Annotated in this window: 7 protein-coding genes, 8 pseudogenes and 1 other annotated feature (1 of these 16 running past the window's edge); of the genes and pseudogenes, 2 read left to right on the forward strand and 13 right to left on the reverse strand. The window is 37.9% G+C overall.

All coding sequences use genetic code 11. The features are described from left to right. The first annotated feature begins 25 nt into the window (after positions 1–25). A complete protein-coding gene (locus N1I86_RS00815) occupies positions 26–883 on the forward strand; it encodes a LysR family transcriptional regulator (protein WP_341094457.1) in 858 nt (285 codons plus the stop codon). Positions 884–1,394: 511 nt separating this feature from the next. Here the strand turns inward: N1I86_RS00815 and N1I86_RS00820 are convergent. Continuing rightward, positions 1,395–1,802 (reverse strand): annotated as a pseudogene (locus N1I86_RS00820) (ABC transporter); the annotation flags it as partial. A 64-nt stretch (positions 1,803–1,866) separates the two neighbouring features. On the opposite strand from N1I86_RS00820, the gene N1I86_RS00825 reads away from it, so the two are divergent. Next, a protein-coding gene (locus N1I86_RS00825) for an IS630-like element ISBs2 family transposase (protein WP_076611651.1) occupies positions 1,867–2,912 on the forward strand; the annotation gives its coding sequence in 2 pieces (ribosomal slippage) (positions 1,867–2,370 and positions 2,373–2,912; 1,044 coding nt in all). A gap of 10 nt (positions 2,913–2,922) precedes the next feature. On the opposite strand, the pseudogene N1I86_RS00830 reads toward N1I86_RS00825, so the two are convergent. The 12 genes and pseudogenes from N1I86_RS00830 to thrS form a co-directional block, all read right to left on the reverse strand. Further along, a pseudogene (locus tag N1I86_RS00830) lies at positions 2,923–3,873 on the reverse strand (ATP-binding cassette domain-containing protein); the annotation flags it as partial. A gap of 271 nt (positions 3,874–4,144) precedes the next feature. Beyond that, entirely contained in the window at positions 4,145–5,188 is a 1,044-nt protein-coding gene (locus N1I86_RS00835; protein ID WP_048622401.1) for an IS30 family transposase, read from the reverse strand. A gap of 115 nt (positions 5,189–5,303) precedes the next feature. Beyond that, a pseudogene (locus N1I86_RS00840) lies at positions 5,304–5,471 on the reverse strand (ATP-binding protein); the annotation flags it as partial. A gap of 73 nt (positions 5,472–5,544) precedes the next feature. Further along, positions 5,545–6,810: pseudogene (gene ltrA, locus N1I86_RS00845) on the reverse strand (group II intron reverse transcriptase/maturase). A 549-nt stretch (positions 6,811–7,359) separates the two neighbouring features. After that, a pseudogene (locus tag N1I86_RS00850) lies at positions 7,360–7,950 on the reverse strand (ATP-binding protein); the annotation flags it as partial. After that, positions 7,943–8,641 (reverse strand): Mu transposase domain-containing protein, encoded by a 699-nt coding sequence (locus tag N1I86_RS00855; RefSeq protein WP_341097403.1) that lies wholly within the window; start codon positions 8,639–8,641, stop codon positions 7,943–7,945. The pseudogene N1I86_RS00850 and the gene N1I86_RS00855, both read right to left, overlap by 8 nt. Then, positions 8,614–9,534 (reverse strand): IS21 family transposase, encoded by a 921-nt coding sequence (gene istA, locus N1I86_RS00860; protein WP_341094463.1) that lies wholly within the window; start codon positions 9,532–9,534, stop codon positions 8,614–8,616. Before istA ends, N1I86_RS00855 begins: the two co-directional genes overlap by 28 nt. Positions 9,535–9,745: 211 nt before the next feature. Continuing rightward, positions 9,746–9,979: pseudogene (locus N1I86_RS00865) on the reverse strand (ATP-binding cassette domain-containing protein); the annotation flags it as partial. A 548-nt stretch (positions 9,980–10,527) separates the two neighbouring features. After that, positions 10,528–11,973 carry a pyridoxal phosphate-dependent decarboxylase family protein gene (locus N1I86_RS00870; RefSeq protein WP_341094465.1) on the reverse strand — a complete coding sequence of 482 codons (1,446 nt, stop codon included), beginning with the start codon at positions 11,971–11,973 and terminating at the stop codon, positions 10,528–10,530. Between the two features lie 193 nt (positions 11,974–12,166). Next, positions 12,167–13,333 (reverse strand): IS256 family transposase, encoded by a 1,167-nt coding sequence (locus tag N1I86_RS00875; RefSeq protein ID WP_341094467.1) that lies wholly within the window; start codon positions 13,331–13,333, stop codon positions 12,167–12,169. Positions 13,334–13,640: 307 nt separating this feature from the next. Beyond that, a pseudogene (locus tag N1I86_RS00880) lies at positions 13,641–14,140 on the reverse strand (Type 1 glutamine amidotransferase-like domain-containing protein); the annotation flags it as partial. 290 nt (positions 14,141–14,430) lie between these two features. Further along, a pseudogene (thrS, locus tag N1I86_RS00885) lies at positions 14,431–15,972 on the reverse strand (threonine--tRNA ligase); the annotation flags it as partial. Further along, positions 15,973–16,122: a binding site (T-box leader), on the reverse strand; it runs 79 nt beyond the window's last position.

Genomic DNA, 16,122 nt, shown 5'->3' on the forward strand with positions numbered 1-16,122 from the left:
TAACAAAAAGTTATGAGGGATCAAAATGAGAACAGAGTGGCTAGAGGCTTTCTTGGTTACAGCGAAGACAAAAAGTTTAACAAAAGCTAGTGAACAACTTCATATGACACAACCAGCATTAAGCAAGCAAATAAGAAAACTGGAAGAAGATTTAGGAGCAACATTATTTACACGTTCTGCCAAAGGAGTAGAACTAACAGAAGCCGGAGATATTTTATTTGGAGAAATTGAACCTGTCTTACATAAAATTCGTTCTATACAAAAAAAGATTCTATCAACACAAAAAACTTCAGAAATTAAAATTGGTACGTGGCCGAGTATTTCCAGCTTTTATCTCCCATATAAATTAGCTACTGCTAAAGAAAACGACCGGGAAGTGAATATTAAAATTTTTTATCATTATTATGATATTTTCAATTACCTACATACCGGGGACATCGATGCAGCGCTGTTAGATGATCGAGCAATTCAACATTCATATTGGTCTAAACCTCTTTTTAAAGAACCTTTTTATTTGTTTGTCAATCATCTTCATCCACTGGCTAAGCATGAAGATGTCATTTATTTTAAAGATTTCAAGGATGAACCCCTTGTTGTTCTCCCTTCTTCATGCGATGTTCGTATGTTAATAGAAGAAGCCTATAGACTTCATCATTCTCAACCGAATATTTCTTTTGAAATTGACTTTGGTCAAAGTATTATCGGGTTTATTTCAGCCAATTTAGGCATATCTATTCTACCGGAAATTTTTACCTATAATATTGATCGATCCGTTATTAAGGTTCTTCCGATTGCCGATTTCAACATCAAGAGACAGATCTCACTCATTGCACGAAATCCTGCAATAGGAAAGTTGCTATTTACCTTATTCTTGCATGAATAATCTTCTTCGGACCAAAAGAAGAACCAAGAACTTTAATAGATTGTTAAAGAAAGAATATGATTTTGGAATTTTGATTTTTTGCTTGTACACATAATCTAAGAGGCTCTATTATGTGCAAGATCGGATGACGAATTCTGAAATAATGTACCATCCATATCAAAAATAATTGCTTTTTTCAACTTCCTCTTTCCTACCCTTCTTTTCAATGTATTTAAATGAAGCTTAGGGGAATGACCATAATACATGTTCGATGCTTCGTTCAATATCTAATTACATTTGGAGAATTTCTTGCATTATAAAAGCTAAGATGGTTTGTTTTTGGAATAATGGATTAAAACCGTCATTTCAAACTTAAATAGCGCATTTTTACCTCAGGAATAGATCACCGTTTCTGCACGGTCTAAATGTTTTTTATATCAAAAACAAAGCCCCCTTCATTAGCTTATGGGGGCTTAACAGTTGATGTAAATTTAACTATTACAAAATTTTATTATAAAATCAATATTCAAAATTATTTATTTATGTCCAATTCCCTTTTTTCTTTTAAAAGTTTTTGAAATTCTATTTCTAATTCTTTAGACGGTTCAATACTTAAGCGGCTTAGCACTTCTGAAATTTTCGTTTCGAGTAAGAGACGTTGATCTTTTTTGCTGTCTCGAGTTTTTTGTGGTTGAACATGTTTATATTGCTGAAAGGTTCCTTCAAATAATTCTATCTTTTGATTACGAATGATCAATATTCGTGTTGCGATATTTTCAATGAATCGGCGATCGTGTGAGACGAAGATCACGCTTCCTTCATATTCTTTTAGAAGTGACTCTAATGCTTCAACAGATTCTGTATCAAGAAAATTCGTCGGTTCATCTAAAATCAACGTATTGATATCACTTAAAAATAGTTTTGCTATATAAATTGAAATAAAGGTTTTCTCCCGTTCCACGGCGAATAAATACAAAGAGAAAATAGGGGAACGGAGAGAAAATATGATGCCAAATCACAAAGACGAGATCGAAAAGTTGTCCACTGCCATGAAAGAAGCAAAAAGTAAACGAGCATATGAACGCTACCAAGCGATTTATCTTCATTTGCAGGGATATACCAAAGGAGAAATCGCAACGATTATTGGTCGATCCAAGAAAACTATTTATAACTATATTCATGCCTACGCCCAGCGCGGTCTTGATGGACTGGAGATGAAATACTCACCTGGCGCCCCACGTCGATTGACCCCTGAGCAGGAAAAAGAGCTGGCTTTGATCATTGAACATCAGCTCCCCGTAGATGTGGGATTCGAAGCAAAATATAATTGGACGCTTGCGATAATCGCTGAACTCATTCAACAAAAGTGGGGGCCAACATACACGCTTCGCGGAACAAGTGACATTCTGCATCGGTTAGGGCTAAGCTATACGAAACCGACCTATACACTAGCCAATGCCGATGAAGAGAAACAAAAAGAATTCGTCGAAATCACCTTCCCTGAAGTAAAAAAAAACTGGTAGATGGGAACATCGCCCATGTCCTCTTTCAAGATGAGTCGATGATTCGTGATTACCAAGCGATTCAAAAAACATGGTTTGTCAAAGGAAAACAACGAATCATTCCGACGTTTGGAAAACATCAAGGGCTGAAGCTGATTGGCACGTTGAACTACGAAACAGGGGAAGTGTTTTGCATCGAAGAAGAATGCTATGACGCGGAAACATTTCTTCGATTTCTTCAACTTGTGTTAGAACGCTATCCCACAGGCAAAATAGTGATGATTTTAGATAACGCTCGAATTCACCATGCCAAACTCATTCAGCCATTTTTAAAAGAACACGAAGATCGGTTAGAGCTCGTCTTTTTGCCACCATACAGTCCGCAATTGAACTTGATTGAAGGGCTATGGAAATGGCTGAAATCAGACGTGATTTACAACGTGTTCTATTCGAGTGTGCAAGAAATTAGAAAGAATGTCCAAGCCTTTATTCAGCGAATCAACCAGAAACCAGAACAAACGATCGATCGTTTGTGTGTTCAGTTGTAAATCTTTAATTCAACTTATATAGTGCCACTTTTACTCGCTCTCCGCCACTCAAAACCCTTACAGGCTTATAAACATCTTCATTGAAAAAATGCATTCTTGCAAGGACCGTCCGAATAAGCGTTTCATCCTGCTTTGAAGAGGATTGGACATTCTCTATAATAGATTTTTCCACATCCAATATATTTAAATTTTGGATAAAATAGCCCATTTTAACAGACGGAGAAACCATGATGCCTGGCTCTTGGTTGACGATCTTTTTTACTAGCGTCGTTTTCCCGCTTCCATTTGGACCGATAATCGCTAATTTGTCACCACCTCGAACCTGAAAATTTGCATGGCTCCAAAGCATACGTTCTCCAATCATACCCGTTACATCTTCTACACGAAAGATAATCCGATTTTTAATCGTTTCTTCATTCGGCAAGTTCATCTTAATTGGTGGGAGTTCTTTCACTTTTTCTGCCTTTTCAAGTTTTTCTAATCTCGTTTGAATGGCTTTCGCTGTTTTTTGCAGTTTTTTTTGCTTTTTGGCAAAGTATGGCTTTGTCCCTCTTACTTCCGATTCACTGACTCTTTTTGGCGTCTTCGTTGCTCTTTCCGCTTTTTTCTCTTTTAATTTTAATGCTTCTTCCAACTGCTTTTTCTTTTTCACATATTTTTCATAAGCTAATTGTTCTTGATGTTTCTCTGCTTCTTTTTGTTTTACGTAATCGCTGTAGTTGCCTGCATACTCTTTTATCTTTCCTTCATTGATTTCCCATATGGTTGTACAAAGATCATCCAAAAATTCACGATCATGCGAAACAATGATAAATGCCCCCTGCCACTCTCTCAGCTTCTTTTCTAACCATTCAATATGGTTTGTATCAAGATTTGTTGTTGGTTCGTCTGCAAGTAAAAGTCCCGGATCTTTAACAAGAGCTTTTTGAATATATTCTTGCGTCACTTCACCACCACTTTTGGTTTGTGAGCGTCAAGTGAAATGTTACAGTTTTTGATAAATTATCTTTTACTTAAATTGCAATATTAAATGCAACAAGTATTGAAAGACCAGATAACCCATGATTAAGTAGAATCGGGACACTCTGCGCGACTTGACGTGGAGTGGTGGGCATGGTAGCCTGGTTGGCCCAGCCAGTACCGTATACCTGGCTTCATGGCTGGTAGCCATGCCCGCAGAGGCTCTTTGTCAAGTTGCTAAAAACCAACCCTTTGGGTTAGCTGGCTTAAGGTTAAGAAGCTAAGCCAGCTAACTCTATTTGGAAACACTCCTCAGGTGTACGATAATTGAGGATCTTCCTTGGAAGATGGTTACACCAATTTTCAACATAGGTAATGGTTTCGTCTGCCACAGAGGAAATGGGTCTCCCCTTTGGTATGAAGCGCCTAATAAGGCCATTATGACGCTCGTTGGTTCCTCGTTCACAGGATGTGTAAGGGTGTGTAAAATAAACCTCTGTTAGATCTTTTTCAACACTAAGGCCGAGGTCAGCAAATTCAGAACCGTTATCAGCCGTAATGGTTTTAAACACTTTAGAGAACCGATTACCATAAGACACTTTCAACTGAGATATGACTTCTGAAACGGATAGACTATCCTTGGCTGTCACTCTCAAAATTATTTCTTTACGGGTTTTGCGCTCAGTAAGAGTCAATAAGGCCTGATCTTTAGTCTTCTTGCCTATAACCGTATCAATTTCCCAGTGACCAAACTCTTGGCGTTCATTGACTTCAATTGGTCGCTCATCGATACTGCGTCCTAAGATCTTCTTATTCTTCCGGTTACGTTTTTTCTTGGTGTTCAGGGTAATTTTCATAGGTAGGTCAATGTTTTTAACGCCTATAAGTCCTAGATCAATATAGTTATAAAGGGTCTTGGTGCAAACCATTTTGTCTTTGAATTTCCCATCACGTTTGGCTCTCCCACATACCGCATCAGGAGACCATTTCTTATCAAGGATCTGAGTTTCGGCATACTTAATAAACTCGATGGCATCGTCTAGTTTTAGCTTGCGGCCACAGGCTTTCCTGTTTCTCTCATAGAGAAGTTGACCTGTGTCTGGAAAATAGACATGAACAATTTTCCCGTTGCTTTTTCTTTGTGGCACTGTACCTCTTCTTAACTCACGGGAGATGGTGCTTTTGTGACAACCAACATAATCTGCAATCTCCTGTTGAGTCTTACCAGCAGCGTGTAAGGCCGCAATTTTCCCACGGTCATAAGCCGTTAAGTGTTTGAAATGCCGAGCTCCTATGGTAGAATTAGTAATTGCCATAGATAAATCCTCCGTATCGATATTGTTTTAGTCGACTTAATCATACGTGGTTTATCTATGGTTTTTCATTTTTTATGCTTGTTGCATTTGATTATACAACTAGCCAAATTATCTTTTACACTTTTGATGATTCGAAAATAGAAGCTCTATGTTTCATCCGGTAACTGTCACCATTTATGTGAATAATCTCTGCTCGATGAACGATTCTATCCAATATTGCTGCTGTTATCGCAGGGTCCCCCAATAATTCTCCCCAATCTTTGGGAGCCTTATTGGAGGTTAATCGAGTAGGAGGGAGCGATTAACTCCCGTCCTCTCACACCACCGTACGTACGGTTCCGTATACGGCGGTTCAATTAAGATAATTGACGCAAGTTTTCATAACGAGCTTCAAGACTTTTCAGCCCTTGGTTTCTCCAATAGGAGTTACCAAGGGTTCTGTGTAATATTGGACTATTTGAAATACGCCAATAACTCTTCCGAGTATTTCCCCATTCATACGCTTGCCCTTGTGGTATGCCAAGTTGAATAAGGTTGCGTATCTTTGTTTTCGGTTTCTTCCAGTTCTTCCATAGGCACATTCGAAGTCTTCTACGAGTCCATTTATCTAATCCAAGGAATATAGATTTGGTGTCTGCTAACGCAAAATATCCACACCATCCCATTAGATATTGATTCAGTTTCTGAATGCGGTATTCCATCGGGTAGGGCATCTTGCGTGATGTGATTTCACGAACTTTATTCTTCATTCGTTTAAGGCTTTCTTTTGCGATACGAACCTTTGGCTCTTTATGATAGGTAAAGCTAAATCCTAGAAACTTACGTTTCCATGGACGGTCGACCGCTGATTTCTTTTCATTTACTTTCAGTCGTAGTTTTCCTTCAATGAATAGCTGGATACTTGCCATTGTGCGAAGTCCTGCTCGTTTACTTTTCACGTAAATGTTACAGTCATCCGCATATCGAACGAATTTGTGTCCTCTTCTTTCCAATAATTCTTTATCTAGTTCATCTAGTACAATGTTAGATAGTAGCGGACTTAATGGTCCTCCTTGTGGAGTTCCTTCTAATGTGCTTGACACCACACCATTAATCATGACGCCCGATTGTAAATACTTACGAATCAATTTCAGTAATGGTTTATCTTGGATTCTCTTCGCGAGTGTACCCATTAGTCTGTCATGGTTGACCTTATCAAAGAATTTCTCCAAGTCCATATCTACAACCCATCGATGTCCATCTCTTATATATTCTTTCGCTTTCCTCACCGCATCATGGGCACTTCGGTTTGGTCGAAATCCGTAGCTGTTTTCAGAGAATGTAGGGTCATACACTTTTGAAAGTACTTGGGCGATTGCTTGTTAAATCAAACGGTCTGTTACGGTAGGGATTCCTAGTAAACGAACACCGCCGTCAGGTTTCGGGATTTCGACTCTGCGGACTGGCATTGGTTCATAAGTTCCCTTGAGAATTGCCTCCTTAATAGATAGCCAGTTTTCGACTATGTGCTGTCGTAGGTTTTGTACGGGCATCATATCTACTCCGTGGCTTCCTTTATTCTGTTCTACACGTTTTAGTGCTTGAAGCATGTTCTCCCGTGACAGGATTTGATTCAAAAGCATCGTTATTCTCCTTCCGTGAATAGCTGTTCTCTTTATGCCAGTGGTCACTCCACCCTCCAAGAGGTCCCCCACGGGATTCACCGTTTCCTTCCTCAAGTGAGGTACTACGTTTTCTGTTTTCATCATGACTCACTGAATGCCAAGGGCTATTCTCTCTTAATTGTTCGGTCCTTCTTAGTTGTTCTAGACCAACTAATACTATGACCTCTGCTGACTTCTGACGGTTCAGCTACTTATCACTAAGTAGGTTATGAAGAGTACTTCACCTATCCGCCAGACCTCCCCGGGTAAGTACATGCACTTTCACACCATCTATCCGCCTCATTTACTCGATATGACCTTCGACAGAAAGAGCTTTGTTTTGTTATGCAAACTCACTCAATCATACCTAGCCTTATATGAGGTTCGTGTTCCTCGGACCGGTGTTTTGCCTCCAGCTTCCTTCAGATTCCGCGTCACCACGGACACCCTTGCTCTTGGCTAACCTCTACTTCTGTCTTCGGGGTTCGGGACTTACACCCTATAGTTCATGTACATGCCGGGCGCACAAATAATTGAAGATTTATTATATAAGTCATTTATTAAATGGAAAAACAGATTGGCCTCATGCTGATCCATCGCCATAAACATTAAATCATCAATAATTAACAAATTTGCATCACGTATTCTTTTCATTCTTGTCTGCGATTTTCTTGAAATTTCTTCCGTTTTTAGAGTATGAACCAACTCACCCATTGATATAAACATAACCTTATAGCCTTGATGAATTGCTTCTAAACCTAAACCTACGGCCAAATGAGTTTTCCCCACTCCAGGCGGCCCCAAAAAAATTATATTGTAAAGTTGCTCTATCCAGGTTAATTCTCGTAATTGATTTAATTGCTTTCTACTTAAAGACTGTTGTTCATCTAAGTTAAATTCATCTAATGTTTTATGACTTGGAAAAGCAGCCCATTTTAATCTTCTTTCGAGTAGCTTTTCTTCTCTTCGTTTTTGTTCATATTCTAAAAGACTATTTAAAAATCCAAGATAAGTTTTGTCATATTTTTCTGCTTCTGTAATTAATTTAGGTAAATATTGTGCTGATTCTGACATGCGTAATGTTTTTAAACGCTCTTGTGCTAAGTCTAACTCACTCATTCGTTTCAGCCTCCAATACAGTTAAGTATTCTTTTAGATCCCTTTGTGGCGTTGTTATATAGAAAATAGATTCAGTTTCTACATCCAATGGTTTAATTGGCACATTACGTTGCTTATCATTTTTTGTAATGTAAACTTGCCGTTGCTGTTCAATATACTTAACCATATCGACAAAATCTGTTGCACTAAAAAGCTTTCGCTGAAAACAAGCTGTTAATGATCTATCTATAACTTCTTGTTGTTCAGCACGCTTAATCGTTCTGAATATCATATGTAATTGATCTCTAACATACCTTGGGTATTTTGTTCGGATTTCTTCTAGATATAATTTGGCTAATTCATAATCCTCAAAATAACTTGCTACGGTTTCTAAAAAAGCATCGATTCCTTTAGAACGATCCCGAGTATGCTGCGTGTCTTGAATTAATTGACCTTTTCCATTACTTATTTTATGTTTTGCGATTAATAGGCCATTTTCAGATGCATAAATGTACAAGTATCCATCTCTTTCAGAAATATAAACATCCCTTTGTTTGTTATATGTACCGAGAGGTACTGAATAACGATTTGATTTGTATATAATGGTGTTGTCCTGTCTTACTCTTCTTGTTATACTAGAGACAGGTATTGAATATTGGTTAGTTAATTCTTTGGTGATCGGTCTTAGATGTTTCTTTTCTTCCTGAAACACTTCGACCGGTCTTTTTTTCGTCGTATTATGGATTTTATAATTTTATAATTTCCAGTTCGATTTAACCATTTTATGGCATTTTCATTCCAGCGATCGATATTTGTAAATATTCGATGTGCGGCAAAATTGCGTTTGATATAGCCAACGACATTTTCAATTCGTCCTTTACTTTCGGGATCACCTTTTCGGCAAACATGTAAATTGAATCTTCGCTCTTGACGATATTGTTCAAACTCCTTTGTTAAAATTAAATCTCCACCATTTTCACTTACCACAATAAGCGAATCTTGGTCGTATACTATTTCATGTGGAATACCTTCAAACCATCGAAATGCATTTTCATGTGCACGAATCACATCCCGTGTCGTGAATGGTCGGTCAAGAAACTCTGCATATTTATAACGTGAATTAGATAGCACGAAAGCGATGAAATACAATTTAACGGTTTTATTTTCAGGTGTTTTTTGACGTGTTTCACCAAAATCAACTTGAATTTGTTTCCCCATCTCCGGATCAGGAATAGCCTCATAATCTCGCATGTTACTACTCTCTTTTGGAATGTTATATTCCTTACGAAGATTTCTTACATAGGACCTAACGGTACTTTCAGACACTTTTAATTCTGGAAATCTCTCTTTCAACCAATCTTCAACTTGAGATGCCTTCATTTCTGGATGTTCCCGGAGCCAAGAAAGTATTAGGTTTTTATAAGGATCAAGTTTTTTCTTTCTAGTTTTAGTAGAATCAATCCATTCAGCCATTTCTTTTGGACTCTTTTCCAAATAGCGATACAGAGTAGGTCTTGATATTCCTAATTTTTTTGCTATAGCAGTTTTAGTAAATCCTTGTTCTAACAATTGACGAATCTGAATATACACTTCAAACTTGTCCACCTTTCCTAAACCTCCATCACCGCTATACTAGTTGTTCTGTATAAAAATATACCAGTGATGGAGATGTTTTTTAATAGAGTTGGTTGGTTTTAAAGGGCGGAATTTCAACCCCTTGCCCTAGGGCAAGGGGTTGAAACAATCTCCCTTCCCCAAATAAGAAGTGTAAAATCTTATTTATCTAAAACTGTTAATTCTATTTTATCGGTTACATGGTTGTATCTGTTCGTTTAAACTGCGGTAAAAGTTCGCATCGAATATGTTGAATAACGACCCCTTCTTCTGGAGAAATCTTTTTAGCCAGAATTTGAAGCAACGTCGTTTTCCCGCTGCCATTTCGACCAACTAATCCAATTCGATCATTTTGATGAATTTGCAATGGATCCGCATCTATCAATAAACGATCCTGTACATAGTGCTTTACATGATGAGCTTTTAATAAAAGCATATCAACATCTCCTTGTACCCGAGTTTAGGAGACAAAAAAATGCCTCCTATATCCATTCAGAATAGGAGGCACAAATCATAGGGCACACCAAAAGAAACGATCCTTTAGATCCAACCTATGAAAGTCCAATCCTATTCTGAAAAACGACAATTAAAGGCCTCATAAATGAAAATGAAGCGGAGATTTTTCTGCCAATATAGCCTTTAATTGTTGACTTTCGTGAATAGGATTAGAAAATCATTTAGTTGGTTCACCCTTCCGATCTTTTATTTTGATTACAATCTAAACGATACATTTAGAATTGTCAAATGGCAAGTGTAATAAAAAGCCTTTTTATAAATTCAATTCGTGTTTGTCTATATGAAACCACTTTTTCAAAACATTGTTCAACATGGTCAATCTGTTAAGTTTAACGACTTTACAGAAACAAACGTTCGCAGACAACCAATGAAAGATTATGAAAAATCAAGTTTAGCTCACTTTGAAGCTGGCTTCACAACAGGTGATGGTTAGATAGTTCCAGCACTAATTTTCACGGAATAGCTCCATTAAGATTTGTAACTGTGATAATGGATATAAAAATCATCTATCGTTTTAAAAATTTTTTGGATAGTGGAGATTGGGGTAAAAGGATTTAATAAAACAGCTCTTAACCAACGTTTTCCCTTATAAGTCGGCAAAGAGAAAAACACCCCTTCTTTTTGTAATAGACATTGTTGTAACTCCAAGTTCCATTGGTCGCATTGCTTTGCATCGAGATTTTTGGGCCTCCACCTAAAACAACATATATTGGTATCAGGTTCGCTTGCTAATTCCAAATAGGGACGTTTTTTCACTTGTTTGACAAATTCATCGACTCTTAAATAACCTTCATTTATTAGCTGGTCATAACCCTTCAATCCAATATGTTGAAGAGACAAATATAATTTTAAAATATCAGCATGACGGGTACCTTGTACACAAATTTCACCCAAATTTGTAAAATCTGTATGATTCATATATGGTGCTGAAATACGAAAATCTGTTTCCAACAAGTCGCGGTTCTTAAATAAGACCATAGCACATGTCTTTGCTACATACATCCATTTTTGAGGATTAAAAGTTATAGAATCAGCTTTTTCAATGCCAGAAAGTCGTTTGCGGTGTTTGTCAGAAAAAACCAATGCCCCGCCATAAGCAGCATCAACATGTAACCATAGTCCATACTTCTTTGTTATTTCAGCGATGGATAAGATAGGATCAATATTCCCCGTCACCGTGGTCCCGGCCGTTGCCACAACTGCAAACGGTTTTTTACCTTTTTCCCTCATTTTATGAATTTTTTTCTCTAAATCTAAGGTATCCATTTGAGAATTTTGATTTGTTTTAACCGCGATTACACTAGATGTTCCTAACCCCAGCAACATTGCCGCTTTATGTAGGGAAGTGTGGCTGGCTTCTGAAGCCAAGATCACTGGCTGTTCTTTTAACCCAATTAGCCCCTCCTCTTTAACTGAAAAATAGTGATTGCGCGCCACTGCAAGTGCTTGTAAGTTCGCAAGACTTCCGCCGCTTACCATTACTCCCCCGCTCTTCTCATCGTAACCAAACATTCGAGCAATGTTCCGCAACACCTGTACTTCCATTTGAGAAAATAAAGGAGACATTTCAAGGCTCAACATATTGTTATTTAGAGTAGTTGTTATAAATTCACCTAAGCAGGAAATGAGAGTAGGTATAGAGTCCATATGACCGATATAGTTAGGAGTTAGAGGATTCAGCGAATTTTTTAAAATCTCATGTAATTGCAGAAAAATACCTTCAGATGACATCCCTTGTACGGAAAACTCGCCAAAAGTATATTTTTTCATTCGAGATAAAGGTGAACGTTGATCCGCACTAGCAGAATTCTCCACAGCTAAATCTATAAACTTCTTAATTAGGCTAGCAACTTCGTTTATATTTTGACCGCTTGGATCAATAAAAGCGTTATCAGGGAGAAAATCAATATTCATCATTATCACCTTATTTCAAAGATCATCAATAGAGGTACCGTCAAGAATTTTGTGTTATGTAAGATAGATAGGATATCTCTGAAATGGATTTGGAATGGATAGGGGTTCGATTTCCTCCACACAGGAGACTGAATATTCAGTCTCCTGTGTGGAAAGGGAGAATCCCTTTATTTTGTTCGTTTACAATATTTGGTTAGTTATAACGTTTTTCAAACATTTGTTGAAGGGTTTCATAGGCTTCAGCAAATCCTCGTAATTTTCGTCCTGCCCATTTCTCATTAAAATCTTGGATGGTCAAATACACGACTTTTTCAGCGGCTTCTAAACTACTCAAACTGTTCATCGGCTTTAGACGTTTCCGAATCTCTTTGATCGTTCGTTCAATGGCATTGGTCGTGTAAATCACACTTCGAATACTGCTTGGATAATCCATAAATGTAAGGAGGACATCCAACTCATTGGCCCAAGATTGAACTTCTCTTGGATATTTGCTGGACCATTTCGACTCAAACTGTTGAAACATTTGTAACGCCATCTCCTTATTCGGCGCACGATAAATCAGCTTGAGATCCTCGGCCACTTCGAATTGGTCTTTTTTCCGAACACGATTTAGGGTGTTGCGGACTTTGTGAACGACACAGCGCTGCACATCGGCTTTCGGATACACCGCCTTAAAGGCTTCCTCCAGCCCCGGTAGTCCATCGAATACGCCCAGAAGCACTTCCTTGACGCCTCTTTTGTAGAGCTGTTGGAGAATCTCCCGCCATCCATAGGCGCTTTCTTGTCCTCCCACGAAGAAATCCAGAATTTCTCGATACCCTTCTTCATTCACTCCTAACACCACATAAATGACTTCTTTCTCTACCGTATCGCGGCGAAGTTTCACGTACAAGCCGTCCAAATATAAGACAGAATAACGTTTGGATAGTGGACGATGGTGCCATTTCTCGATGTCTTCCTTCACTACATCGGTCATACGGCTGATCGTTGCAGGAGAATAGGCATTGCCTAAAATTCGTTCAATAAACTTGCCAATTTCACGCGTACTCATGCCACTTTGATACATCCTGATGATGGCTTCCTCGAGCCAGCCCGTATGGCGTTGGTAAGGGGCAAACAGCTGCGTTTGAAATTCCCCGTTTCGGTCTCTTGGAACAGAAAGTCCTTCGATACGACCATACTGCGTGTCTAGGTTTCGATGGTAATAGCCGTTTCTTCTATTCGACGTTCCCTCTTGTTCCATTTCGAGGAAAGTCTGGATTTCTTCCTTCATGATCAGCTCTAATTTTTCCTTTACAAACTCACGAATAACGTTTTCCAGTTGATTCATCCAATCTATATTCGATATACTTTTAGACATAGGTAGGGTACTCCTTTCTCTAAGATTTTTGCCAAATCAGAGAATACCCTACCTTTTTCTTTTGGTCTAACTAAATGCTTGACACAAAATTTTATACATCATCTCAATAGAGCTGGCTCATTAATAGTTATTACTCAATTTTTCCTGCACTTTGAATGATTTTATTAATTATAGCATTATTTATATTTTTCTGATATTTATTATTTCGCTAAACTCCTCTTCATTTCAACAAAGAGAATGATTTCCTGCTTTGTTTGTTGAAGTAATGCTCTCGTTAGCCACCGTGAAAAAGGTTTCACCACAAAAGTCTTCTGTCTAACTCTCCATCAGAATGAGGACAATGACTACCTTTGAGAAAATCTAAGCATTTGATTGGTTCTAATTTCTCTCCAAAAGAATCTGTGACGCCTTCTTCGAACCAACATATTGAACCAGCACTTATGCCGGCTAAAACGATCCCTCGTTCCAAGCTTTTCTCAAAATATGATCCACCCCCCACTCTTTCCATAAAACTAATAAGTTTCTTGTATTTCCCCCTCCGACATAAATAATATCCTTTTCCAGAATAAACGCTTCTAAATCTCTTGTAGGCGGTTTAAATAAAAACAGATGAGACGGTTTGCACTTTTGTTTATTAAAAAAGTTATAAAACCTGGAGATATAATGATCTGAATCTCCACTGGCAGTGGGGATAAAACAAATCTTTGGAGCAGTTTTCTCGGCTTGTTTCAATATGTATAAATCTAATAATGGGTTATCCGGTTCTATTGAGAAGCCTCCGCCGCCAAGGGCAATGATTTGTCGCATCTTAATTGCTTCCTTTCTAAAAAAACTATTCTCCACACCTTTATTTTCTACAAAAGAACATCCATTCCTTTTTCAACCCCTCCACAATAGCAACCTATAATTTGAGAGAAAGGAAAAAAATACGTTTGCTTCCCTTTCTCCCTAATGTTATTCATTTACTACAGAAATCATCTTTGTCAGCCGATATTTTGGATGAAGAACAACGCAGGAATAAATCCTTATTTAAGTTTACATAAAATATCACAGAATATTTTATAATAAGCAATGATTCGAAAATCTTGCAATAGAACTTACATTTCACTATTTCCCTTTCTATTATCAAGGCATCTATTTTCGATGGCATTTTTTAAACGAGAGATAAAATCCTCCAGCTTCATTTCCTTTGATTCCTCTTTTCCATATTTTCTAACATGAACGGATTGATTTTTACGTTCATGATCGCCCAAGACTAAAATATATGGAATTTTCTTCATTTGGGCTTTTCTCATTTTATAGCCGAGTTTCTCATCACGCAAATCAAGTTCAACTCTTATTCCTTCCTGTTTTAATCGCAGTGTAATTTCTTCTGCATACGCTTTATGAATGTTGGATACAGTGATGACTTTTACTTGAACTGGTGCCAGCCAAGTAGGGAAGGCACCTCCAAAATGTTCAATTAGAATACCGAGGAAACGGTCGATGGATCCAAAGACAGCACGATGAATCACAACTGGGCGGATTTTTTTCTGCTGCTCATCTACATAAGTTAAATCAAATTTTTCAGGCAATTGAAAATCCAGCTGGACTGTGGCACATTGATGACTCCTTTTCAGGGCATCTTTAATATGAATATCAATTTTTGGCCCATAAAATGCGCCATCTCCTTCGTTGATCTTATATTCATAATCAAGTTTCTTCAAAACATTCTTTAAAGCATCTTCTGCTTTATCCCATAATTCATCACTGCCCATGTAATCATCTGGTCTTGTAGAAAGCTCAATGTCATATTCAAAACCAAAAGTGCTGTAAACATAATCAATTAATTTTAGTACAGATGTCATTTCTTCCTCTATTTGTTCCGGTGTGGTAAATATGTGGGCATCATCTTGGCAGAATGAGCGAACCCTTAACATGCCGTTTAGTGAACCACTGAATTCGTGGCGATGGACTTGCCCAAACTCTGCCATTCGAATCGGCAGGTCTCGATAGGAGTGAAGCTTATCTTTAAAAATAAGCATATGTCCGGGGCAATTCATTGGTTTTAAAGCAAAACTTTGATTGTCTACTTCGGAAAAATACATATTTTCTTTATAGTGATCCCAATGTCCGGAGCGCTCCCATAATCGCCGATTCATCATAATGGGCGTACGGACTTCCTTATAATCATATGAATGTTGCAGCTCTCTTAAAAAGGACTCTAATTCATTTCGAATGATTTGACCATTTGGCAAATAAAATGGCATTCCAGGTGCTTCCTCAGAAAACATAAATAATTCCAATTCATTGCCTAATTTACGATGATTTCTTTTTTGTGCTTCATCGACAAAATGAAAATAATCATCTAATTCTTTTTTTGAAGCAAAAGCTACACCATAAATACGTTGAATCATTTTATTGTTTTTATCACCACGCCAATAAGCACCTGATACATGAGTTAATTTAAATGCTTTAATGAATCGAGTAGATGGCAAATGTGGTCCCCGGCACAAATCAACGAATTCCCCTTGACGATAGACTGTCTCAACGCCATCTAGTGGAATATCTTCTAGCAGTTCTAGTTTTAAAGGATCGTCAGCAAAAATTTTTTTAGCCTCTTCGCGTGATATTTCTACACGTTGAATCTCAAGATTTTCCGAAGGGACGAGCGTGCGTTCTATACCCGTGGTTCCACCCAACTTCCCATCACCATTCAAAAGTGACGGCTCATTTTGCTGTAACGTAGCAACGACGGTATTGATTACTATGATTTCACCAATACTGCTCCAAGGGGGTAAGTTTTACTG

The sequence above is a fragment of the Bacillus sp. FSL W8-0116 genome (genome assembly GCF_038003825.1).
Lineage (GTDB): Bacteria > Bacillota > Bacilli > Bacillales > DSM-4216 > Bacillus_O > Bacillus_O smithii.